General features: G+C 73.5%; 21 protein-coding genes. 12 read left to right on the top strand and 9 right to left on the bottom strand.

Features of this window, described 5'->3' with window-relative positions; translation table 11 throughout:
* Genes NLU66_RS00560 through NLU66_RS00550 form a run of 3 tightly spaced genes read left to right on the top strand, consistent with a single transcriptional unit; the run spans position 1 to position 3060 of the window.
* Positions 1 to 1284: an ABC transporter substrate-binding protein gene (locus tag NLU66_RS00560; protein WP_259361019.1), complete on the top strand. Its 1284-nt coding sequence runs from the start codon at positions 1 to 3 to the stop codon at positions 1282 to 1284.
* Positions 1268 to 2170: a carbohydrate ABC transporter permease gene (locus NLU66_RS00555; protein WP_259361018.1), complete on the top strand. Its 903-nt coding sequence runs from the start codon at positions 1268 to 1270 to the stop codon at positions 2168 to 2170. Before NLU66_RS00560 ends, NLU66_RS00555 begins: the two co-directional genes overlap by 17 nt.
* A complete protein-coding gene (locus NLU66_RS00550; RefSeq protein ID WP_259361017.1) occupies positions 2167 to 3060 on the top strand; it encodes a carbohydrate ABC transporter permease in 894 nt (297 codons plus the stop codon). Before NLU66_RS00555 ends, NLU66_RS00550 begins: the two co-directional genes overlap by 4 nt.
* 59 nt (positions 3061 to 3119) lie before the next feature.
* Here the strand turns inward: NLU66_RS00550 and NLU66_RS00545 are convergent, their stop codons facing one another.
* The gene (locus NLU66_RS00545) at positions 3120 to 4022 is read right to left on the bottom strand and encodes an ArgP/LysG family DNA-binding transcriptional regulator (RefSeq protein WP_259361016.1); all 903 of its coding nucleotides are present in this window, start codon (positions 4020 to 4022) and stop codon (positions 3120 to 3122) included.
* An 85-nt stretch (positions 4023 to 4107) separates the two neighbouring features.
* Here NLU66_RS00545 and NLU66_RS00540 point away from each other — a divergent pair, with 85 nt between their 5' ends.
* Positions 4108 to 4713 carry a LysE/ArgO family amino acid transporter gene (locus tag NLU66_RS00540; RefSeq protein WP_259361015.1) on the top strand — a complete coding sequence of 202 codons (606 nt, stop codon included), beginning with the start codon at positions 4108 to 4110 and terminating at the stop codon, positions 4711 to 4713.
* A 15-nt stretch (positions 4714 to 4728) separates the two neighbouring features.
* Here the strand turns inward: NLU66_RS00540 and NLU66_RS00535 are convergent, their stop codons facing one another.
* From NLU66_RS00535 to NLU66_RS00525, 3 genes are all read right to left on the bottom strand, one after another.
* Entirely contained in the window at positions 4729 to 5457 is a 729-nt protein-coding gene (locus NLU66_RS00535) for a CPBP family intramembrane glutamic endopeptidase (RefSeq protein WP_259361014.1), read from the bottom strand.
* A 92-nt stretch (positions 5458 to 5549) separates the two neighbouring features.
* Positions 5550 to 7352 (bottom strand): ABC transporter ATP-binding protein, encoded by a 1803-nt coding sequence (locus NLU66_RS00530; RefSeq protein ID WP_259361013.1) that lies wholly within the window; start codon positions 7350 to 7352, stop codon positions 5550 to 5552.
* Positions 7349 to 9016, bottom strand: coding sequence for an ABC transporter transmembrane domain-containing protein (locus NLU66_RS00525; RefSeq protein WP_259361012.1), 1668 nt, complete (start codon positions 9014 to 9016; stop codon positions 7349 to 7351). Before NLU66_RS00525 ends, NLU66_RS00530 begins: the two co-directional genes overlap by 4 nt.
* Before the next feature lie 143 nt (positions 9017 to 9159).
* Here NLU66_RS00525 and NLU66_RS00520 point away from each other — a divergent pair, with 143 nt between their 5' ends.
* The 8 genes from NLU66_RS00520 (at position 9160) to NLU66_RS00485 (ending at position 17237) form a co-directional block, all read left to right on the top strand.
* Complete coding sequence (locus tag NLU66_RS00520) at positions 9160 to 10014, top strand: helix-turn-helix transcriptional regulator (RefSeq protein ID WP_259361011.1); 855 nt, start codon at positions 9160 to 9162, stop codon at positions 10012 to 10014.
* 235 nt (positions 10015 to 10249) lie between these two features.
* Positions 10250 to 11323, top strand: a complete 1074-nt coding sequence (locus NLU66_RS00515) for an ABC transporter substrate-binding protein (RefSeq protein ID WP_259361010.1) — start codon at positions 10250 to 10252, stop codon at positions 11321 to 11323.
* Positions 11320 to 12222 (top strand): siderophore-interacting protein, encoded by a 903-nt coding sequence (locus tag NLU66_RS00510; RefSeq protein ID WP_259361009.1) that lies wholly within the window; start codon positions 11320 to 11322, stop codon positions 12220 to 12222. The genes NLU66_RS00515 and NLU66_RS00510 overlap by 4 nt, the downstream gene beginning before the upstream one ends.
* 106 nt (positions 12223 to 12328) lie before the next feature.
* Positions 12329 to 13396, top strand: coding sequence for a FecCD family ABC transporter permease (locus NLU66_RS00505; RefSeq protein ID WP_259361008.1), 1068 nt, complete (start codon positions 12329 to 12331; stop codon positions 13394 to 13396).
* Entirely contained in the window at positions 13393 to 14445 is a 1053-nt protein-coding gene (locus NLU66_RS00500) for a FecCD family ABC transporter permease (RefSeq protein ID WP_259361007.1), read from the top strand. The genes NLU66_RS00505 and NLU66_RS00500 overlap by 4 nt, the downstream gene beginning before the upstream one ends.
* A gap of 62 nt (positions 14446 to 14507) precedes the next feature.
* Positions 14508 to 15317, top strand: coding sequence for an ABC transporter ATP-binding protein (locus NLU66_RS00495; RefSeq protein WP_259361006.1), 810 nt, complete (start codon positions 14508 to 14510; stop codon positions 15315 to 15317).
* A 131-nt stretch (positions 15318 to 15448) separates the two neighbouring features.
* Positions 15449 to 15766, top strand: a complete 318-nt coding sequence (locus NLU66_RS00490; RefSeq protein ID WP_259361005.1) for a hypothetical protein — start codon at positions 15449 to 15451, stop codon at positions 15764 to 15766.
* 52 nt (positions 15767 to 15818) lie between these two features.
* Positions 15819 to 17237, top strand: a complete 1419-nt coding sequence (locus NLU66_RS00485) for a sulfatase-like hydrolase/transferase (protein WP_259361004.1) — start codon at positions 15819 to 15821, stop codon at positions 17235 to 17237.
* Positions 17238 to 17484: 247 nt separating this feature from the next.
* Here NLU66_RS00485 and NLU66_RS00480 read toward each other — a convergent pair whose 3' ends face one another.
* The 5 genes from NLU66_RS00480 to NLU66_RS00460 all read right to left on the bottom strand — a co-directional run bounded on the left by NLU66_RS00480 (position 17485) and on the right by NLU66_RS00460 (position 22533).
* The gene (locus NLU66_RS00480) at positions 17485 to 17904 is read right to left on the bottom strand and encodes a hypothetical protein (RefSeq protein ID WP_259361003.1); all 420 of its coding nucleotides are present in this window, start codon (positions 17902 to 17904) and stop codon (positions 17485 to 17487) included.
* A gap of 181 nt (positions 17905 to 18085) precedes the next feature.
* Positions 18086 to 19816, bottom strand: a complete 1731-nt coding sequence (locus NLU66_RS00475) for a helicase (protein WP_259361002.1) — start codon at positions 19814 to 19816, stop codon at positions 18086 to 18088.
* A 264-nt stretch (positions 19817 to 20080) separates the two neighbouring features.
* Positions 20081 to 20287 (bottom strand): hypothetical protein, encoded by a 207-nt coding sequence (locus NLU66_RS00470; protein WP_259361001.1) that lies wholly within the window; start codon positions 20285 to 20287, stop codon positions 20081 to 20083.
* 119 nt (positions 20288 to 20406) lie between these two features.
* The gene (locus tag NLU66_RS00465) at positions 20407 to 21303 is read right to left on the bottom strand and encodes an SDR family oxidoreductase (RefSeq protein ID WP_259361000.1); all 897 of its coding nucleotides are present in this window, start codon (positions 21301 to 21303) and stop codon (positions 20407 to 20409) included.
* Positions 21304 to 21348: 45 nt separating this feature from the next.
* On the bottom strand, positions 21349 to 22533 hold the full coding sequence (locus NLU66_RS00460) for a zinc-dependent alcohol dehydrogenase (protein ID WP_259360999.1): 1185 nt from the start codon (positions 22531 to 22533) through the stop codon (positions 21349 to 21351).
* Positions 22534 to 22600 lie beyond the last annotated feature (67 nt).

Below are 22600 nucleotides of genomic sequence, written 5' to 3'. Positions count from 1 at the left end.
GTGAGACCCCCTGCCCCCACGCGCCGCCAGATCCTGGCGGTGGCCGGCATCTCGGTTTCCGGTGCCCTGGCCGCCTGCAGCGGTCAGGACACCGGCACCCAGCACCTGCGGCTGTCCTCCTGGAACATCCCGACCGACCTCGCGGCGTACCAGACGATCGCGGACCGCTTCGTCGCGGAGCATCCCGGGACGTCGGTCGCGGTGGAGGTGACCACCGGCTCCTTCCACCAGTGGTTCATCACCCGCCTCGCCGCGGACCTCGCCCCGGACATCATCCGGATCACCCCGCAGCAGATCGGGCGCTACGCCGCCAACGGCAGCCTCGTGGACCTCAGCGGGGCGATCCCGGCGGACTACCAGGAGGACTGGAGCGAGCCGTTCTGGGCGATCGGCCAGCGGGAGAGCGGCGTCTTCGGGATCTTCCAGCACACCGACAACTTCATCACCTTCTACGACAAGGAGGTCATGGAGAGGATCGGGGTCACCCCGCCCACCGCCCTCGCCGACGCGTGGACCTGGGACCAGTTCCTCGAGATCAGCGCGGAGGTCAAGAAGGCGACCGGCAACTACGCCTTCTCCTACGGCTGGAGCGGGGCGGACACCGCCTACCGCTGGATGCCGCTGATCTACCAGAACGGCGGCGCGTTCCTCGGCGAGGACGGCCTGACCCCGTCCATGGACTCCGACGCCGCGATCGAGGCGCTCGCCTTCGGCCGCCGCTGGTACGAGGACGGCCTCGTCAGCCCCAGCAACATGAGCAAGTCCGGGGGAGGGCACGTCGACTTCGACCTGTTCACCACCGGGCAGGTGGGGATGGCGCTCACGAACCCCGAGGCGATCGCCGCCTTCGAGGAGGCCATGCCGGACCGGTGGGGCACCGCGCCGATGATCCGCAACGTCGGCGAGGCCTCGGACCTCGGCGGCAACGCGCTCGCCGTGACCCGCTCCTCGACGCACCCGGAGCTCGCCGCGGAGCTCGTCGCCTACCTGACCAGCCGCGAGAACATCCAGGAGTTCTGCCACGAGGGTAACTGGATCCCCTCGCGCAGCTCGCTCAGCGCGGAGGACGTCGGCTACGCCGCCCACTCCGACGTCATGCAGCAGTTCATCGACCAGGGGACGACGATCCCGCTGTCGATGGTGAAGGCGCAGTCCGGGGAGTTCTTCAGCTCCCTGAACGCCGTCTTCGCGGACTACCTCGACCTGTGCCTCCTGGGGCAGCTGTCCCCGCAGGAGGCCTCCGCCCAGATGATGGAGGCGATGCTCAGTGTCACGTCCCGCTGAGAGCACCGCGCGGAGGCCCGGCACCGGGCGCCGCCTCACCCCCTACGTGTTCATCGGCCCCGCGGCCCTGCTGTTCGCAGCGTTCTCGCTGATCCCGATCGTCATCGCGATCACGCTGAGCTTCCAGGACACCCAGACCCTCGGCGAGGGCCGCTGGGTGGGCGTGGACAACTTCGCCTCGATGGGATCGGACCGCCTGTTCCGCACCGCGCTCGTGAACACGGTGCTGTTCACCGTGGGCACCGTCCCCACCGCGATGGCGATCGGCCTCGCGCTCGCCGTGGCCCTGAACCGGCCGCTGCCCGGCCGGGGCGTGCTGCGCGCGATGTTCTTCGTGCCGATGGTCGCCGCGGGCGTCGTCGTCGGCGTGATCATGTCCTGGATCTTCAACGTCGACTACGGCGTCGCGAACAACGCGCTCGCCGTGCTCGGGATCGGCCGCCTCCCGTGGCTGACCTCCCCGAACCTCGCGATGATCACGCTGATCATCGTCGTGGTGTGGACCCGGATCGGGTTCTGCATGGTCATCTACCTCGGTGCGCTGCAGTCGATCCCCGCGGAGCTCAAGGAGGCCGCCGCGATCGACGGCGCCGGCCGCTGGGCGCGGTTCCGCTCGATCACCCTCCCGATGCTCACCCCGACCACGTCGATCCTGCTGATCCTCAACGTCGTGTTCTCGCTGCAGGCCTTCGACGTCATCTACGTGATGACCGGCGGCGGCCCCGGCTTCTCCACGACCGTCCTCATCCAGTACGTGTTCCGCTCCGCCTTCCAGGACGGCCAGATGGGCTACGCCGCCGCCCTGGGCCTGGTGCTCGTGGGGATCCTGCTGGTCTTCACCCTGCTGCGGCAGGGCGCCTCGAAGCGAGCGGAGAGCTACCTATGAGCACCGTCCGGACCACCCGCCCCGCCCCTGCCGAGGCCCCGCCGGCCGCGGAACGTCGGCCCCGCCGGAGGCAGTCCCCGCGCCGCTGGCTGCTGCTCGCCGGCCTCGCGATCCTCGCCGTGCTCATGGTGTTCCCGCTGTACTGGATGGTGGTCTCCGCGCTCACGCCCGGCGGCCAGTCCCAGAGCTCGCAGTTCTACCTGTGGCCCGCGGAGCCGACGCTCGCGAACTTCAGCGAGGTGTTCTCCACCCAGCCCGTGTGGCGATGGATCGGGAACTCGCTGCTCATCTCCGTGGTGACCACCGCGATCTCGGTGTGCGTGTCCCTCGGCGCCGGCTACGCCCTCGCGAAGTTCTCCTTCTTCGGGAAGGGCCTGCTGTACACGGCGTTCCTCGTGACGATCATGATCCCGATCCAGGTGACCCTCGTGCCCTCGTTCCTCGTGGTCGCGCGGCTGGGCCTCGTCGACTCGCCGTGGGCGGTCATCCTGCCCACCGCGTTCGACGTGGTCGGCATCTTCATCGCCCGCCAGTTCATGCTCTCCGTCCCCAACGCCCTCGTCGAGGCCGCGCGGGTGGACGGCGCCGGCGAGTTCCGCGCCTTCTTCCAGGTGGTGCTGCCCACCTGCGGCCCGCTCGTGGGGGTGCTCGTGATCCTCGCGTTCATGGCCCGCTGGAACGACTTCCTGTGGCCGATGGTCGTGCTGCAGGGCAACGAGAACCTCACGGTGCCCGTCGCCCTGTCCACCCTCACCAACAACCCGGCCTTCGCCTCCCCGTGGGGTGCGGTGATGGCCGTCGCGACCGTGACGGTGCTGCCGATCCTCGTGGTGTTCCTGGCCTTCCAGCGGCAGTTCGTGCAGGGCATCTCGAGCACCGGGATCAAGTGACGGCGGGGCCGACGGGGGCGCGTGATCCGCGCGCCCTCGTCGGCCTCTGACCGCCCGGCTCAGCCCTGCGCCAGCTCCTCCCGCGCCGTGCGCAGCACCGCCTCGGTGAGCGCCTCGAGCAGGGCCGACGGCGCCTTAGCGACCTGCCAGAACAGGGGAGTGGTGACGGGCTCCCCGCCGAGGTCCACGAGGTCGCCGCGAGCGAGCAGGGGCTCCGCCTGCATGGTCAGCAGCATCGCCCAGCCGAGGCCCTCGACGACGGCGTCCGCGAGCTCATGGGTCGAGGGCACGAGGTGCCGCGGGGCGAGGGCGGGATCCACGCCGCGGGCGCGCAGCCAGTCGGCCTGGAGATCGTCGGAGGCGTCGTAGTCGATGCGCGGGGCACGGGCGAGCACCTCGGGCGTCACGGCGCCGCCGCCGTCGGACCCGGCCCAGCGCCGGATCCAGACGGGCGCGGCGACGGCCCGGTAGACGAGGCTCCCGAGCGGCAGGGAGCGGTAGCCGGGCGGCGCGACCGGCGCGGAGGTGACCGCCGCGAGCGCCGCCCCGCTCGTGAGGAGGCGCGCGGTGACGTCCTGGTCCTCGCGCTGCAGCTCGAGCTGGGCGTCGTGCTCGCGGGTGAAGGCGGCGAGCGCGGGGACGAACCAGGTGGCGAGCGAGTCGGAGCTGACGGCGATCCCGATCCGCGGGTGCTCGCCCTGTGCGTCGAGGCCCAGCTCCGCGAGCGCCTCCTGCTCGATGAGCGCCTGTGCGCGGGCGAGGCGCACCACCACCTCGCCGGGCGCGGTGAGCCGCACGGGCTTCGCGCGCACGAGCAGCCGCTGCCCCACGGACCGCTCGAGCTGCTTCACCCGCTGGCTCACGGCCGACGGCGTCATGTGCTGGCGGCGGGCGGCGGCCTCGAGGGTGCCCTCCTCCGCGACGATCCGCAGGGTCCGGGCGAGGGACGGGTCGATCGACATGGGCCGAGCCTAGATGAAGCGCTGCTTCAGGAGCGTGAGGAATCCTTGCTGGTGCTTCACTCCGTGCCGCCCTAGCGTCGGGCAGATGACCCCCGCGCTTCACGGCTTCCTCTCCGGCCTCTCCCTCATCCTCGCCATCGGCTCCCAGAACGTCTTCGTGCTGCGCCAGGGCATCCGCCGTGAGCACGTGCTCGCCGTGGTGCTCGTCTGCATCCTCTCCGACGCCGTGCTCATCAGCGCCGGCGCGGGCGGACTCGGCGCCCTCGTGCGCGCCGCACCGGAGGTCGTCGTCGTGGCCCGCTGCGCCGGGGTCGTCTTCCTGCTCGCCTACGCGGCCCTCGCCGCGCGTCGTGCGATCCGCGGCGGGGAGTCGATGCAGATCGAGGCGGGAGGGAGCCGCGGCAGCGCCCTCGCCCCCGTGCTCGCCACGACCCTCGCGCTGACCTGGCTGAACCCGCACGTCTACCTCGACACCGTGCTCCTGCTCGGCTCGATCGCCGCGACCCACGGCGGGCAGGCGTGGCTCTTCGCGATCGGCGCCGTGGCCGGCAGCACCGTCTGGTTCACGGCGCTCGGCGTGGGCGCGCGGCGCCTGGGCCGGCTGTTCTCGAGCCCGCGCTCGTGGCGGGTGCTCGACGGGGTCGTCGCCGTGACGATGGTCGTGGTCGCGGGGATGCTCGCGCTGGGCTGATTCCCCCTGCGCGCCTCAGCCCATGAGCTGCGGCGCCGCCGCGTAGCTGATCACCGTGACCGAGTTGTTGACGGCATGGACCACGACGCCCGGCCACACGGAACCGCTGCGCCGGCGCAGCTCCGCCGTGATCACGCCGACCACGAGCGCCGCCGGGAGCACGAAGTTGATGCCGTGCGCGAGCGCGAAGACGACCGCGCTGCCCAGCGTCGCGACGATCGGCGCGAACCGCATGAGCCAGCTCGTGACCACGCCGCGGAAGAACAGCTCCTCGCCGATGGGCGTCAGGATCACCAGACCGATCGCGGTGAGGACGAGGGCGCCGATGCTCCCGCTGGCGCCCGCCACGTAGGAGTCCTGCATGGAGGTCTCGAGACCGAAGAGGCTCATGGTCAGCGGCACGATGAGGATCTTCGCGAGCATCCCCACCACGCCGCCGGCGACGCCGATCAGCAGCAACCGGGGCCGGACCGCGCGCACGCCGAACGGACCCCAGGCGCGCAGCCGAATCGAGGCGGCCGCGGCGAAGGCCGCCGCACCGGCGATCCCGGAGAGGAGGGATGCCGCGACGCCGACGCCCTGCAGGTCGCTCACGAGATGCGGGAGCACGAGCCGGGGGACGGCGACGGTGAACAGGATCAGCACCGCGAGCCCGACGAGCACCTCGGGCAGGCCGGGGAGAACGGACGATGGTCGCTCCCCGCTCCCGGGCGGAGTCTCCGTGCTCGTGCGGGGGGTGTCCATCCGTCTCTCCTGTCGTCGACCGTCAGGGACCCGTCCCGCCTCCACCGGATCATCCGTCCCGGACGCCTGTCAACGGGTGCGGGCGCGGCCCGTCACCGCTCGTCGCGCCCGTGGTGCCAGGCCTCCCAGAGCACGGCGAAAGGACCGTCGCCGCGCACGAGCGCGCCGGGGGTGCCGGTCTCGACCGCGCGGCCGTCCTCCATCACCACCACGAGATCCGCCTGCTCGGCATGGCGCAGACGGTGCGCGACGACGACCGCGGTGCGGCCCGCGGTCACGGCGGCCACGGCCCGGTCCAGGGTGCCGTCGGCGCCGGCCTCCGCCGTCGCCTCGTCGAGGACCACCACCGCGGGATCGGCGAGGAGCACCCGGGCGAGCGCGATCTGCTGGATCCGCGCCTCGTCGAGATCGGCGGGCGGCGGGCCGGAGAGGTCGCCGACGTCGCCGTCACCCAGCGCCCAGCGGGCGCCGACGGCCGCGAGCGCGCCCCGCAGCTCCTCCGGTGAGGCCTCGGGCCGCGCGAGGCGCAGGTTCTCCGCGATCGAGCCCGTGAACAGGTGCGCCTCCTGGCTGACGAGCAGGACGGCGGGCCGCCCGCGATGGCGCGCCGCGCGGGCGTCCTGGCCGCCGATCCGCACGGTCCCCGCCTCGGCGTCGAGCGAGCCCGCCACGATCCGTGCGAGGGTTGACTTCCCGGAGCCGGAGGCCCCCACGAGCACGGTCGTCGAGCCGGCCGGGAGGTCGAGGTCCACGCCGTCGAGGGCGCGGCGGTGCCCGGGCGTCCCGGCCGGGCCCGCCCCCGGGTAGCTGAACGCGAGAGCGGAGACCTCCACGCGGGCGCCCTCGATCTCGCGGCCCGCCGGGCGGTCCGGTCGCGCCGCGAGCACGCCCACCAGGCGCTCGAGCCCCGCCTGCGCGCGCTGGAGGTCGTCGATGCTGGTGAGGAGCGAGCCGATGGGGCCGAACAGCCGATGGAAGAACAGTGCGGCCGCGGTCACGGCGCCCACGGTGATCCCGTCGGGCCCCACCCTCAGGAAGCCGGCGGCGAGGACCGCCGCGAGGCCGATCAGCTCCGCCGCGTTGAGGCCCGCGTAGAAGCGGTTGCGCGCCGAGGCCTGCTCGAGACCGGTCCGCACGGCGGCGATGCTGCGATCGGCGATGAGCTGGAGGCGGTCCTCGGCGTGGTCGTGGGCGCGCACGGTCCAGGAGCCGGCGACGGTCTCGATGATCGCCTGCCCGCGGGCGGCCTCCTCGTGCCGGATCCGCACGTACAGGGGGCGTGAACGGCGGAGGAAGCCGCGGGTCGTGAGCACCTGCAACGGCACGGCGAGCAGCGCGGCCCCCGCGAGCCACGGGTCCAGGGCCGCGAGCCCCACGGCGGTCAGCGCGATCGTGAAGGCGGCGCCGATCACGCGGGGCAGCACCCCGGAGGCGGCCTCGGTCACCGCCTCGACGTCCCCGGTCACGCGGGAGACCACGTCGGAGCTGCCCGCACCCTCGACTCTGCCCGCGTCGAGGCCGAGGGCCGCTTCCATGACCTCCTCGCGGAGCTCGGCGAGGGCGTCCTGGAGGCACGCGACGAGCAGCCGGCCTCCCCACCAGGTCGCCGCGGCGGCCACGAGTCCCGCGGCGAGCACGAGCAGGCACACGAGGAGCACGGGGCGCAGGCCCTGCCCCTCGGCGGCGAGGTCCACGATCCTGCCCAGCGCGGGCGGGATCACGAGCGACGCGGAGGCGCCGGCGAGCAGCAGCACCGTCGTCCCCGCCAGGGGGAGGCGCCGCCGGCCGAGCAGCCGGGCGGCCGTGCGCGCGGTCTCCCGTCGGCCCGCGATCGGGAGCGAGGCGGCGGCCTGCGGCGCGGTCTCCGCTGCGGGGACGGTCGTCGCGGCGCTCATCGCACGGCCTCCGCGGGCTGCGGGGCGCGACCCGCGGTTCCCATCCCGGCCGCGGCCGGGCGGAGGTCCACCACCTCGTGGCAGGCGGCGAGCAGCGGCGGCTCGCCGGTCACCAGGAGCAGCGTGCGGCCCAGGCCGCGCACGCCGGCGGCGACGCGGCGGGCGGTGAGGGGGTCCAGCGCGGTGGTCGGCTCGTCGAGGACGACGAGCGCGGCGTCGTCGTGGAGGGCGCGGGCGAGCAGCAGCCGCTGGCGCTGCCCTCCGGAGAGCCGGCGCCCGCCCTCGCCCACGGGGGCGTCCGGGGAGCCGAGGTGCGCGATGACGTCATCGAGGGCGGTCGCGGCGACCACCTGCGCGTCGAGGGGACCGTCGCCGAGGGTGACGTTCTCGCGGAGCGTCCCCGTGAAGACGGTCGCGTCATGCGGCGGGGCGAGGATCCGCGTGCGATAGCCCTCCGGGCCCAGGTCCAAGGCGTCCGCGCCGTGCACGCGCAGCTCGCCGCGCGCGGGGGCGGTGCGGAGGGCGAGCCGTGCGGTGACGGCGCGGGCCTGCGCGGCGCCCTCGACGTGGAGGCCGATCATCCGCCCGGCGGGGACGTGCACGGCGGGTCCGTGCTCGGGGCGCCACTGCAGCGGCGCCGCCTCCGGGGAGGGGGAGCCGGCCTCGGCCGTGCCGGCGGGGAGCAGGAAGTCCTCCGCGACGAGGCCGTGGAGCCGGCGGGCGGAGGCCCGCTTGTGCGACCAGTTCGCGCCGAAGGTGCCGATGTGCGCGAGCGATCCCTGCAGGAACTGCGCGAGCCCCACCACGGTCACGAGCTCGCCGGGGGTGATGCGCCCCGTGACGGCCATCGCGCCGGCCGCGAGGGTCAGCAGGGTCATGGCGAGCACGGAGACGGCGCTGCTCACCGCCTGGTAGGTGAGCAGCGAGCGGGCGGCGGCGACGGCCCCGTCGCGGGAGGCGGCGCTCGCCGTGCGGTAGCGGCGCAGCATCTCCTGCTGCGCGCCGAGGCCGTGGAGCACGCGCAGCCCGGCGATGGCGTCGGTCGCGACCTCGCTCGCGGAGGCGACGGAGGCCTGCTCCGTCATGCCGAGCCGCTCGAGGGGGCGGGCGAGGGCGCGCATCCCCCACAGCACCGCCGCGGCGCCGAGGAGCACGCCGAGGCCGAGCGGCACCGAGATCACCAGCAGGGCGATGCTGCTGGTGAGGAGGGCCATGACGGTCGAGGCCTGCTGGGCGATGGTCCAGGCGACCCCGGCCACCCGATAGGTGTCCGAGGTCGTGACGGAGAGGATCTCCCCGGTGGGGCGCGGGGTGTGCGCGCGGTGGTGGAGCACCCGCTGGGCGACCAGCTGGCGGAGGTCGTGCTCGCCGTGCCCGTAGACCGCGACCATGCCGCGCGAGGCCCGCTGGTAGCTGAGGGACAGCACGACGAACACGGCGGCGAGCACGCCCAGCCACAGGGCGAGGGCGGAGGCGTCCCGGGGGAGCACGGCGCGATCGATCACGACGCCGATGAGGATCGGGACCGCGGCCTCCGCGGCCTGGTGGAGCATGAGCCCCGCGGTGCTCAGGGCGAGGAGGCGGCCGCGGCGGTCGCGCGTGAGCGCGAGGCGGAGGACGCCGCCGACGCTCAGCGACGGGGGAGAGGCGGGGAGGAGGGTCACCCCGACGACGCTAGGCGTGTCCGGTGCGGGGTGGAGGACGAGCGGTGTCGTGCAGCGGACACGAGCAGGTTAGGGTGGCCTCACCGTTTTACGCAGCGGCCGCCTTGCGAAGAAGAGCGGCCGGATCCGATACGGGAGAGACGATGACCGCCCTGCTCGCACGCCCCCTCCCCTCGGCGCCGGGGGAGGCCGACGGCCCCGCGATGCGCCCGCCTCAGGGCGGCGTGATCCCGGAGGGCGGGTACCTCCTCACCACGCGCTTCCTGCGGTACGTCTACATGGACGACGACGCCTCCTCGTGCGTCGACGTCCCGCACGTGCACCGCGAGCACGTCGTGCTGTGGTCCGCGCGAGGCACGCACGACGACCTCGAGGCGGAGGGCGAACCGCGCCGGCTCGCCCCGGGCCAGGGCCTGTTCGTGCCCGCCGGGGTCCCGCACGCGGCGAGCCGGGCCGCGACGACGCCCCTCGCCGCGGTGTTCGTGGACCCGGCGCGCTGGGAGCAGGCGCCGCCGGGGGTGGCCGCGGTCGTGGTCAACGACGCCGTGCGGGAGCTGCTCACCCACCTCCACGTGCACGCGATGCCCAAGGATCAGCGGCTGCGCGCGCAGCGGGTGTGCCTCGAGCTCATGACGGAGGCGCCCGCCCCGAGCCTCTCGCTGCCCGTGCCGCGCGATCCGCGCATCGCGCCCGTCGCCCGCGCGATCCTCGCCGACCCGTCGGACGACCGCTCCCTCGAGGACTGGGCGTTCCGCACCTCGGTGAGCACCCGCACCCTGGTGCGCGCGTTCCGGGCGGAGACGGGGATGACCTTCGCGCAGTGGCGGGCGGCGGCGCGGATGTCCGCCGCGGTGCGCCTGCTCGGGGACGGGGTGCCCGTGGGCACCGTCGCGCGGCGCGTCGGCTATGCGACGACGAGCGCCTTCAGTGCGGCCTTCCATCGGATGCTCGGCCGGCCGCCGCACCGCTTCCTCCCGGGGAGCGGCCCCCTCGCGTGACCGCGCCGGCCGGCCCGCCGCGGAGGGCGTGACCGACGCCACGCCCTCCGCGGGGCCGATGTCCGCTGCGCGACACGAGGTGTCCGCCCGCCGACTGCGACCCTTCCTACGCTGAGTAAGGGTTGCCTGGCCTTACCCGGATCGTCCCGGGTCGAGCCGGCCACGGAGCCCGCCCCCACGTCCCCTCACGTCGCCCGCGCCCGCACCACCGGGCCGCCGCCGAAAGGTCCACCACATGGCCGCCCTGCGCCGCTCCACTTTCCTCCTCGGCCTCGCCGCCTCCCCGCTCCTCGCCGCCTGCGCGACGAGCACGGGGGCGAGCAGCACCGACGCCGCCGGCAGCTCCGACGCGGGCGGGGCCGACGCCTTCCCGGTGACCCTCGAGCACGTCTACGGCGAGACCGAGATCCCCGCGGCCCCGGCCCGCGTCGTGACGATCGGATGGATGACCCACGACATCGTCGCCGCCCTCGGCGTCGCCCCCGTGGGTGTGAGCACCAGCTGGGGCGGGGACGAGGACGGCTTCACCCCCTGGTTCCGCAGCCAGGTCGAGGAGACCCTCGGCGCGGAGCTGCCCACGGTCCTCACCGAGGAGGACGGCCCCGACTACGAGCAGATCCTCTCACTCGCCCCGGACGCGATCCTCGCCCCGCACTCCGGCATCACCGAGGTGCAGTACCAGCGCCTCACGGAGATCGCGCCGACCGTCGCCTTCCGCGAGGGGGCGTGGTCCTCCGGCACCTGGCAGGAGCTCACCGGCATCGTCGCGACGTCCCTGGGCCGGAGCGACGCCGGTGACACGCTCATCGCGCAGACCGAGAAGGCCCTCGCCGACGAGACCTCCCGGTACCCCCACCTCGAGGGAGCGCGCTTCGCGTACACCACCACCCTCTCCGCGTCCGACGGCGGCACCGAGCTGGCCCTCTACGTCACCGGCGACCCCCGCGTCGCACTGCTGCACGAGCTCGGGATGGTCGACACCCCGGCGCTCGCCGAGCTCAGCGAGGGACTCGACGTGGACGCCTTCTACACCGGGGTGAGCCTCGAGCAGCTCGACACCGTCGAGGCGGACGTGGTCGTCGCCTGGTCCAACAGCGCCGAGGACACCGCGTACACGCTCGAGCACCCCCTCTTCTCCCGCTGGGCGCCGATCGCGGAGGGCGGTTACTGCATCGCCGAGGACGCGACCCTCGGCATGGCCACCTCCGGCCCCTCGGTGCTCAGCATCCCGTGGGCCATCGAGAAGGGTTACGTGAGCGGCATCGCCGACGCGATCGACGGCACCCCCACCGTGCGGCCGGCCGCATGAGCGCGGGCACGGAGCAGTACACGCCGCGGATCCACGCCGCCGAGGTCACCGCCGTGCGGCGGATCGGACCGGGGATGGTCCGGATCACGCTGGGCGGTGCGGACATGCACGACTACCCGACGACCGGCGTGGGCGACGAGTACGTGCGGCTCTTCCTCCCCGACGAGCCCGAGGGCGAGGTGCGGATGCCCTTCATCACCGAGCGCGGCTGGGACTTCCCCGAGGGCGTGGAGCCCGCCCAGATGCGCACCTACACGATCCGTGAGCACCGCGCGGGCGAGGTCGACATCGACTTCGTCGTCCACGAGGGCGGCATCGCCGCGGCCTGGGCGCTGCAGGCGCGGCCCGGGCTGCGGGTCGCCCTGAACCCGCCGCGCGAGCTGTACGACCGCCCCCCGAGCGCCCGACGGCAGCTGCTCGTCGCGGACGAGCCCGCGCTCCCCGCCGCGCTGCGCATCGCCGAGCTCACCGCCGGCGAGGTCGAGACGACGCTGCTGGTGGAGATCCACGGCCGCGGCCATGAGCTCGTCATCGAGCGCGAGGGCGAGGACCCGTGCACCTACCGCTGGCTGCGCGGCACCGGCAACGGCATCGCCCCCAGCGAGCTGATCACCGCGCTGCGCCGCGAGACGCTCGCGGGGCACACCTACGTGTGGGTCGCGGCCGAGACCCGCCTGACCCGCCAGGCCCGCTCCTACCTGCGGCACGATCTGGGCCTCCCCGCCGAGGCCTACAAGTGCGTGGGGTACTGGACGGACCGGGCCGAGCAGTGGCGCGCCCGCTACGAGGAGCTCGGCGAGGACTTCCAGCAGCAGGTCGACGCGCTCTACGCGAGCGAGCGGGACATCGAGGAGATCGTCGACGAGGTGCAGCGGCTCTTCCAGGAGGCCGGTCTGTGAGCGGGGCGCGGCGCCCGGGACGGGGGACCCGCCGGTGACGGCGGCAGGGCCGACGACGGGCCCGGCGCCGGCGGCGGCCGCGGCGTCGGCGGCGGCGCCGGCCCGGATGACGACCCCGGGACCGGCGACCTCCGTCTCCCAGGAGCAGGAGGGCGCGACCGCCGGCCTCGCCCGCACCACCGCCCGCCGCACCCTGGGCCTCCTGCTCGCCGTGATCGCGCTGCTGGCGATCACCGTCGCGAGCATCGCGGTGGGTGCCCGCGGCATCGGCCTGTCGACGATCCTCGACGCGCTGTTCGCCTTCGACCCGGAGCTCGACGAGCACCTCATGATCCGCGAGCTGCGGGTGCCGCGCACCGTCGTCGGCCTCGTCGTGGGCCCCGCGCTGGGGCTGTGCGGCGCCCTCATCCAGGCGTTCACCCGCAACCCCCTCGCCGATCCCGGCATCCTCGGCGTCAACGCGGGCGCCACCTTCGCCGTCACCCTGGCCGTCGGCCTCCTCGGGCTCACCTCGCCGCTCGGCTACATCTGGTTCGCCCTCGCCGGGGCGGGCGCGGTGACCGTGCTCGTGGCCCTGCTCGGCTCGATCGGCGGCGGCCGGGCGACCCCCGCGAAGATGACCCTCGCCGGGGTCGCGCTCAGCGCCGTGCTCGGCGGGCTCACGAGCGCGATCGTGCTCGCGGACCGCGAGGCCTTCGACGACCTGCGGTTCTGGGGCGTCGGCTCGATCGGCGGGCGGCAGCTCGACGTGGTGCTGTCCTTCGCGCCGCTCATCGCCGCCGGGGTGGTCATCGCCCTCGCGGTCGCGCGCCCGCTGAACGCCCTCGCCCTCGGCGACGAGCTCGCCGCCTCGCTCGGCGTGCGGATCGGCCTCGTGCGCGGCGCCGTGATCCTCGCCGTCACCCTGCTCGCCGGGACCGCCACCGCGCTCGCCGGCCCGATCGGCTTCCTGGGGCTCATGGTGCCGCACGCGGTGCGCTGGATCGTGGGACCGGACCAGCGCTGGATCCTCGCCTACACGCTCGTCCTCGCCCCCGCGCTGCTGCTCCTCGCGGACGTCCTCGGCCGGCTGATCCTGCCCAGCGGCGAGCTGCGCGTGGGCCTCGTGACCGCCGTCGTCGGCGCCCCCGTGCTCCTCCTGCTCGCCCGCCGACGGACGGTGAGCGGGCTGTGACCGCCGCGCCCCGCCTCGACCACGGGTACCGCGCGCTCACCCCGCGCCGCGGAAGGGTCTCCGCCCTCGTGCCCGTGCGCTCCGCCGTGGTCTGCGCGCTGCTGCTGCTCGTCACGGCCGCGCTCGGGATCGTCTCGCTGGGCCTCGGCAGCTTCCCGCTGAGCGTCCCCGAGGTGATCGACGCCCTGCTGGGCCGCTCCGACGCGCAGGCGCGCCTGCTCGTCGTGGGCTGGCGGCTCCCGCGGATGCTCGTCGCCGTCCTCTGCGGCGGGGCGCTCGCCCTCTCCGGCGCGGTCTTCCAGTCGCTCACCCGGAACCCGCTGGGCTCGCCGGACATCATCGGCTTCTCCTCCGGCTCCTACACCGGGGCGATCGTCGTCATGCTGCTGCTGGGCTCGAACCGCTATCTCGACGTGGCGGCCGGCGCGCTGACCGGCGGCGCCGTCACCGCGGCCGTCGTGTACCTGCTGGCGCTCAGCCGCGGGTCCGTGCAGTCGTTCCGGCTGATCATCATGGGCATCGGCGTGGGCGCGCTGCTGTCCTCCCTGAACTCCGGGCTCATGCTCATGGTCGACGTGGACACGGCGATGCTCGCCGCGGTGTGGGGCGCCGGCTCCCTCAACGCGCTGGGGCACGAGCAGCTGCGGCCGCTCGCCCTCGTGCTGCTCGTCCTCGTGGTGCTGCTCGCCGCGGTCACCGCCCCGCTGCGCCAGCTCGAGCTCGGGGACGACGCGGCCCGTGCGCTGGGCCTGCGGGCGAACCGGGTGCGGGCGGTCGCCGTCGTGCTCGGCGTCGCGCTCACGGCGCTCGTGACCGCCGCCGCCGGACCGATCGCCTTCGTCGCCCTCGCCGCCCCGCAGATCGCGCGCCGCCTGGTGCGCGGATCGGGGCTGCTGCTGGTGCCCTCCGCGCTCACGGGCGCCCTCGTGCTGCTGGCCTCCGACGTCCTCGCCCAGCGCCTCGGGCTCCCGGTGGGCGTCGTGACCGTGTCCCTGGGCGGCGGCTACCTCGCCTGGCTCCTCGCCGCCGAGTTCCGGAGCCGGCGATGAGCCGGCAGGCCCGACCCCGCCCCGTCGCGGGCACGACCGACCACCCCCCGGGAGGGACCACGATGACAGTGACCGCGGGCGAGGCCGCCCTGAGCACCCGCTCGCTGCGGGTCGGGTACGAGCAGCGGGTGGTCTGCGAGGGGGTGGACCTGCGGATCGAGCGCGGCTCGTACACCGCGATCATCGGCCCCAACGCGTGCGGGAAGTCCACGCTGCTGCGGGCCGCGGCGCGTGTGCTCCCCGCGATGTCCGGCTCCGTGCTGCTCGACGGGACGGACATCCGCACGGTGCCCACGCGGCGGCTCGCGACCCGCCTGGGCCTGCTCCCGCAGACCTCCCTCGCGCCGGACGGCATCCGGGTCGCGGATCTCGTGGCCCGCGGCCGCTACCCCCATCAGGGCATGTTCGACCGGTGGTCCGCGACCGACGAGGCCGCCGTCGTCGCCGCCCTCGAGGCGACCGGCACCGGCGACCTCGCCGGGCGCCTCGTCGACGAGCTGTCCGGTGGCCAGCGGCAGCGGGTGTGGGTCGCGATGGCCCTCGCCCAGGAGACGCCGGTCCTGCTGCTGGACGAGCCCACCACCTTCCTCGACATCACGCACCAGTACGGGCTGCTCGAGCTGTTCGAGCGGCTCCGCTCCGAGCTGGACCGCACCGTCGTCGTGGTCCTCCACGACCTCAACCAGGCGGCCCGCTTCGCGGACCATCTCGTGGTCATGAAGGACGGCGCGGTCGTCGCGGCCGGGCCGCCGGGGGAGGTGCTCACCGCCGAGCTCGTCGAGGAGGTCTACGACCTGCCGTGCCGGGTCATGCCCGATCCGGAGACCGGGGCGCCGCTGGTGATCCCGCGGGCGGCGGTCGGCGTGCGCTGACGCGGCCGGGCGGTCCGGTTGTTCTGCCGGATTCCGCCCGCTCCCGGTACTGTGGAAGAGCCGGTCGCAGCCGCCCGGCGGGCGCGCCCGGCCAGCGGCGCGCTCCCGATCTCGACCCGTGGGGACTGAAGTTGGAACAGATCACCGTCGCCGGACATCCCGAGCCCGTGCCCGCCTCCGAGGTCGCTGCACGGCTTCTCCGGCAGCGCCTGGACTCCGTGCGCGACGAGCGCGGCGACGCCGCTGCGGACAAGCTCGAGAAGCTCGTCGGCCACCGGATCGGCAGCATGCTCGAGGCGGGCACGCCCAGCATCGACGTCGCGACGATGCGCGCGATCGTCGACTACGTGGAGCTCCCCTCGGAGGACGAGGCGGAGCCGACGGGCCTGGGGAGGACCATCCGCGGCATCAAGGACAAGCTCGCCCAGCGGGGCGGCCCCGCGCGCTGACCCGGGCACGCACCCACCTGGAGGCGCAGCGCCGCGCCGAGGAGCTCATACCATGAGGCCGAACGTCCTGCTCATCTCCACCGACCAGCAGCGCTTCGACATGGTCGGCGCCGCCGGGAACCCGGCCGTGAGCACCCCGCACCTGGACCGCCTCGCCGCGCAGGGTGCCCTGTTCGAGAACTGCTACGTGCAGAACCCCGTGTGCTCACCCTCGCGCGCGAGCCTCATGACGAGCAGCTACGTCTCCGCCCACGGCCTGTACGAGAACGGCGTGGACATCGCGCCGGGGACGCGCCTGGTCTCCGCCGAGCTCGCCGAGGCCGGCTACGACTGCGGCCTCGTGGGGAAGCTCCATCTGCATTCCTGCTTCCACGGGCGCACCGAGCCGCGGGTGGTGGACGGGTTCCGCGTGTTCCGCTGGGCGCACGATCCCTACCCCGGCTCGAGCGAGAACGCGTACCACCGCTGGCTGCGGGCCGCGCATCCGGACCTGTACGCGCACGCCCTCGAGGACAACGACCGCTTCGATGCGCTGCCCACGGAGGCCCACTACAGCCACTGGATCGCGGAGGAGACGATCTCCTTCCTCCGCACGGACCGCCGGTCGGATGAGCCGTTCCTCTTCGTCGCGAACTTCTTCGACCCGCACCACGGCTTCGGCGCGCCGGAGGAGTACCTGCGCCGCTACGACGACGTCGAGCTGCCGCCCGTGAACACCCGCGACGGGGAGCTCGAGAGCAAGCCGGAGATCCAGCGCTGGACGTCACTCCACGGGGGAGGAGGCATGCCGAGCTTCGCGGATCTCGACGAGGCGGGGCTCGACGAGGTGCGCCGGGCGTACTACGCGATGGTGACCCTCGTGGACGACGAGGTGGGGCGGATCCTCGCCGCGCTCGAGGAGGAGGGCCTCGCGGAGTGCACGATCGTCGTGTTCACGAGCGACCACGGCGAGCTGCTGGGCGATCACCAGATGCTGCGCAAGGGCCCCTTCCTCTACGACTGCTCGGTGAAGGTGCCGCTGATCGTCCGCTGGCCCGGGGTGGTCCCCGCGGGCCTGCGTCGGAGCGAGCTCGTGCAGTGGGTGGATCTCGCGCCCACCTTCCTCGAGGCCGCCGGGGTGGAGCGGCCCCGCTCCTACCAGGGGGAGAGCCTCGTGCCGCTGCTGCGCGGCGAGGAGGGGGCGTGGCGGGACTGGGCGCTCAGCCAGTACCGCTCGAGCGGGGACCCCGCGAACCCCTCGGCGCACCTGACGATGCTGCGCCGCGGCAGCTGGAAGCTCATCGCCCACCATGCGGCGGAGGGTCGCGAGCGCACGGGGGAGCTGTACGACCTCGAGGCCGATCCGGGGGAGCTCGTGAACCTGTGGGCCAGCGCCGCGCATCGCGAGGTGCGCCTCGAGCTCGCCGAGACGATGCTCGACGTTCTCGCCGCCGTCGAGGACCGGAGGGGCGTGCAGCTCGCCCCCTGGTGAGCCCGCGGGCGGCGGCGGGGCGTCGGGGCCGCGATGGGGCGGGGGCCTCCCGCGAAAACCCGTTACATCATGTACATGATGTAACGGGTTTTCGAGAGACGTACCGTCCTCCGCCGGGGCCGCCGGGGCCGCCGGGGCCGCCGGGGCCGCCGGGGCCGCCGGAGCCGCGGGGGCCGCTGGGGCCGCTGGGGCCGCCGGGGCCGTCGGGGCCGTCGGGCGGCAGGCTCGTCGGAGGTCGAGACCCGGGTCAGCGGGCGGTGTCGACGAGGTGGTCGTGGCCCGTGCCGTCGGAGATGTCCACGCCGATGGTGAGCTCGTCGCCCGTCTCGGTGTTCAGGTAGCTCACGTATACGTGGCCGGCCGCGCCCTCGGCGGAGGTGCGCTGCCAGTGCTTGGCGCCTCCCTCGTGGGCGATGATCGTGCGGCGGGCGTCGGCCGTCGTGTATGTCGCGAGGTCGATGTCGTCGCCGGCGCCGAACGCGCGGATCGTGCGATCGGCGTAGCCGACGGGGCTGATGGCGGTGGTCGTGGCGGCCGTGCTCGAGGCGGTGGTGCTCTGGCTCGCGGCGGGCGCGGTGGCCGGCTCGAGGGCGAGGGCCGACGGGGCGACGGCGGTCCCGGCCAGGCCGATGGCGGCGACGGCGGCGAGATGACGGATGCGGGTCATGGACGATCGGTCCTTCCTCAGTGCCCCGGATCCGTCGGCGCACGCGGCAGCAACCCCCACGTCCGCCAGGCGCTCGAGGCGTCGATGGCTTCCGTTGACCCACTCTTTGCCTGTTGATGGCCATGTGTCAAGGAGCGGGCGGACGCTGATCGGACCGCGCAGGCCCGGCCGCTGGTCGGCGTCAGGCGCCGCCCTCGGTGAGGCTCGCGGAGGGCAGCCAGTCCGCGCCGAGCAGCTGGACGACGCCCTCGAGGCTCTCGGTGTCCCCGCCCACGGTGTCCGAGGCTGCGGCGATCCGCTCCACCATCACCTTGCTGACCTGCTCCTCGACGGTTCCCTGCGCGTAGGCGATGTGCCAGGGGGAGACCTGGTGGTCGCGATGCGTGCGGCCCGTGACCTGCCGGCCCGCGATGCCGGAGAACCGCGCCTGGTGGAAGACGCCCACGCGCGGATCGGTGCTCGCCGACTCCCCGCCGGGCAGCGTCTCCCCGGCGTGCAGACTGATCGAGGCGACCGTCGTGAACACGCAGACGCTCGCCTCGCCCCGCTGGAATCGCAGCCGCTCCGCCTCGACGTCGAAGCGGTCCCGGCCGTAGATCGAGGCGACCTCGAGCCCCGCGTCCCGCAGCCGGTCCGCGATCGGATCCGCCGCCGTCGTCACGAACTCGACCGAGCACGCCACCTGGCGGCCCGCCTCGACCTGCTGACCGATCCACGCGACCGTCGAGTCCACGCGGATCAGGCCCGCCTTCTGCCGGAACCGCAGCAGCGCCGCCCGGCCCTTCGCCGTGTTCCGGCCGCGCCGGGCCACGTCCATCTCGCGGCAGAACTCGCCCCACTCGGCCTCGTAAGCAGAGCGCTCCGCAGGCGTGAGCGTCACCGGCATGCCCGAGATCGGCACCGGCCCCCAGGGCGCCGCGCGGTGCAGCATCGCCGTCGGCCGGGCGTCGGCGAGCCAGCCGCGCACGCGGGCGAGGTCCTCCGAGCGGCGGGTCGCGTCGGCCGTCCACGTCGCCCCGTAGCGGCCCTTCTCCAGCGCGATGCCGTGCCGCTCGAGGGCATCGGCGAAATCCGCCGCCGGCTGCTTCACCGAGGTCCACTCCTTCATCGGCTCCCCGTGCACCTGCGCGTAGGCGGGGGCGAGGTAGGGCAGCTCGAGCGGCGTGTGGCCGGGCGTCGCGGTCGTGACGATGACGAACGGCGCATTCTCGTGCGCGGCGCCATGACCCGAGATCTTCGCCCACAGCTTCCAGCGCTTCGTCGTGGTGCGGCGCAGGGCGTGCGCCTCGTCGGCGATGATCACGTCCCAGTCGTATCCGGCGACCTTCTCCAGCCGGTCCCAGGTGATCACCACCCACTCCAGGCCGCTGTCGCCGAGCGCCGTGATCGTGCGGCACCAGTGGCCGATGGTGATCGCCGCCGGGCGGTCCGCGACCACGAGCACCCGCTCCGCGCCCCGCAGGTCACCCACCGCGCTCGCGCCGAGCACCGCGGAGATCGTCTTGCCGACGCCCGGCTCGTCCGCCAGCAGGAACTGCCGGCCGCCCGCCGCGGCGCGCTCCGCGATCGCATCGGCCGCCTCGTACTGGTTCAGCCGCGGCTCGAAGTCCTCCTCCGGCTCCGGGATCGGCGTGGGGGAATCGGGGTTGAGCTGGTTCTCGAGGAAGCGGCCCAGGGTGTGCGGGCCCGGCGCATAGGGCGCGAGGTGCGCGGGCAGGGTGCGGCCCACGTGCAGGTGCATCCTCACCGCGGGATGCCAGGTGGCGCCCTCGACCTGCGTGCCGTACGGGACGTCGAGCACCCACAGCCGCTCACCCGGGCCCGCGAAGGGCAGCGGCCGGGTCGAGGAGCTCGATCCGCCGCGACGGGAGGGCCGACGGCGGCGGGTGCTGGAACGGCGGGAAGGGGGCACCGTGCGAGGTTACCCGTGCACGCTCTCTAGACTGCGAGCGCCCCTCCGCCCTCGGACCCGGGAGGCCGCATGATCCTCGCCCTCCATGCCGCCGCCCGACGGAGCCGCACATGAGCGCCCCGGCGCCCCGCCGGAAGGTCAGCATCTGGGAGCTGATCGGGCTCCTCGTCGACCGGACGTTTCTCCAGCTGCTGCGCGGTGCTGCTCTCCGGGAGCTGAACCGCGCGGACGTCCGGGTCGCCATGAGGCGGGCGTGGGGTCGGCTCAGTGACCGTAGCCGCCGCTCTCGCCGGCATCGGTGTCCTGTGCTTCGGCAGGCCCGTCGTGCTGGGCGGCTTCGTCCTCGGAGAGACGCTTGGTCTCCTCGTCCACCGGATCGCCGGTGCTGTGCTTGTCGTGGTGGGCTCTGCCCTGGTCCTCCGGGACGGGCTGGGTGTCGTCATCGGGGTGATGCATGGGGGTGCTGGTCATGGTGATCCTCCTGTGGTGAGTTCTTCATGGGCCTGCGAGTCCTCGTCGCCGTCGGATCCGCAGCGAGCGAGGCCGTCTGCGTGCTCGACGTTCGACGAGAACCGTTTCGCCAGGCGTGCTCAGGGGCTCGGGGTTCCCCCGTTCACATTGAGAGTCTCGCCGATGACGTAGCTGGACTCCGGCGAGGTGAGGAAGACGTAGGCGGGCGCGAGCTCGGTGGGCTGTCCGGCCCGGCCCAGGGGGGTGCTCTTCCCGAAGTCGGGAAGTGCGTCCTTGGGCTGGCCGTCAGAGACCTGCAGAGGGGTCCAGATGGGTCCGGGGGCGACGGCGTTGACCCGGATCCCCCGAGGTGCGAGCTGCTGCCCGAGACCCTTGGTGAAGTTGTTGATCGCCGCCTTGGTCGAGGCGTAGTCGAGAAGATGAGGTGAGGGGTTGTAGGCCTGGATCGAGGTCGAGTTGACGATCGTCGATCCCGGTTCCAGGTGTCGCAGCGCCGCTTTCGAGACCCGGTAGATCGCCCGGATGTTCACCTCGAAGGTCGACGTCCACTGCTCGTCGTCGAGATCCTCGACGCGCTCGACCGAGATCTGTCGGCCCGCGTTGTTCACGAGTGCGTCGAGGCCGCCGAGCCCGGCGGCCGCCTCGTCGACCACGGCTCGGCAGTACTCGGGGTCCGCGAGGTCGCCGGGCAGCCGGAGAGCCGTGCGGCCGCTCTCCTCGATGACACGACTGATGTACTGCGCGTCCTCCTCTTCCGCAGGCAGGTAGGACAGCGCGACGTCAGCACCTTCGCGGGCGAAGGCGATGGCGACCGCTGCTCCGATGCCGGAGTCCGCTCCCGTGATCAGCGCACGCCGACCCTCGAGACGTCCGGTGCCGCGGTAGGAGTGCTCCCCGCGATCGGTCTGGGGCACGAGCGCCGCATCGAGGCCCGGCTCGGGCTGGTCCTGCTCCGGAGGGGTGATCTCCGGGAAGCGCTCGACCGGATTCTGGAAGGTCAGCTGGTCTGATGCCATGGTCATTCCTCTCTTCGACGATTCCCGTGAGGCCACGAGCTGTGGTCAGCGACGTCCGGGGTCCAGCACGACCTTGATGCAGCCGTCGTGCTTCTTCTGGAACAGCGCGTACGCAGCAGATGCCTCCTCGAGAGGCAGGCGATGGGTGACGAGGTCCGTCACTCCCAGCGGATCGTCGGCGTCCTCCACGAGAGGGAGGAGGTCCTCGGTCCACGAGCGGACGTTGCACTGGCCCATCCGGAGCTGGATCTGCTTGTCGAACATCGACAGCAGCGGCATCGGGCTCGCGGTACCACCGTAGACGCCGCTGAGCGACACCGTCCCGCCTCGGCGCACCAGGTCGATGCTCGTATGCAGCGCCGCGAGACGGTCCACCCCGACGGTCTCCATCGCCTTCCTGCCCGCCGCCTTCGGCAGGTGGCCCACGATCTGGTGTGCGGTACGCGCGATCGGGCTGCCATGGGCCTCCATACCGACGGCGTCGACCACGGCATCCGGCCCTCGTCCCGCGGTGGCCTCCCGGATGGCCTCGATCCCCTCCGGGCCTTCATCGACGACCTCCACCCCGTGACGCGCCGCCATCTCGCGGCGTTCGGGGACTGGATCGATGGCGAGCACCCGGCTCCCGAGGTGCACTCCGATCCGCGCGGCGAACTGTCCCACGGGGCCGAGGCCGAGAACGGCGAGCGTTCCTCCCTCGGGCACATCGGCATACATCACCCCCTGCCAGGCGGTGGGAAGGATGTCGCTGAGGAAGAGATACCGTTCATCGGGGAGGTCGGCGCCGACGGTGATCAGGCCATAGTCCGCGTGAGGGACCCTCAGGTACTCGGCCTGGCCGCCGGGGACCTGTCCGTAGAGCTTCGAGAACCCGAACAGGGCTGCGCCTGATCCGTGGTCGGTGACCTGAGTGGTCTCGCACTGGGACTGGAGCCCGCGGGTGCACATCCAGCACTCTCCGCACGAGATGGTGAAGGGGACGACGACGCGATCGCCGGGGCGCACGCGCGTCACCCCCGGGCCGACCTCCTCGACGATCCCCATCGCCTCGTGCCCGAGGACGTCGCCCGCCGTCATGTACGGGCCGAGAACCTCGTACAGGTGCAGATCCGAGCCGCAGATCGCCGTCGACGTGATCCTGACGATCGCATCCCCCGGCGCCTGGAGCGCAGGATCAGGGACGTCCTCGACGCTCACCTCGGTCGTCCCCTGCCATGTCACTGCTCTCACGGGAGATCCCTCCTGGTTCGCGGTTCCCCAACGTAACGGGGATCACCCGTAAGGGCCAAGGGTGCGT

Origin of the sequence: Brachybacterium sp. NBEC-018, assembly GCF_024860185.1 — a bacterium.
Taxonomy (GTDB): domain Bacteria; phylum Actinomycetota; class Actinomycetes; order Actinomycetales; family Dermabacteraceae; genus Brachybacterium; species Brachybacterium rhamnosum.
Note: the sequence above shows the minus strand (reverse complement) of the source record. Positions and strands in the feature narration are given on the sequence as shown.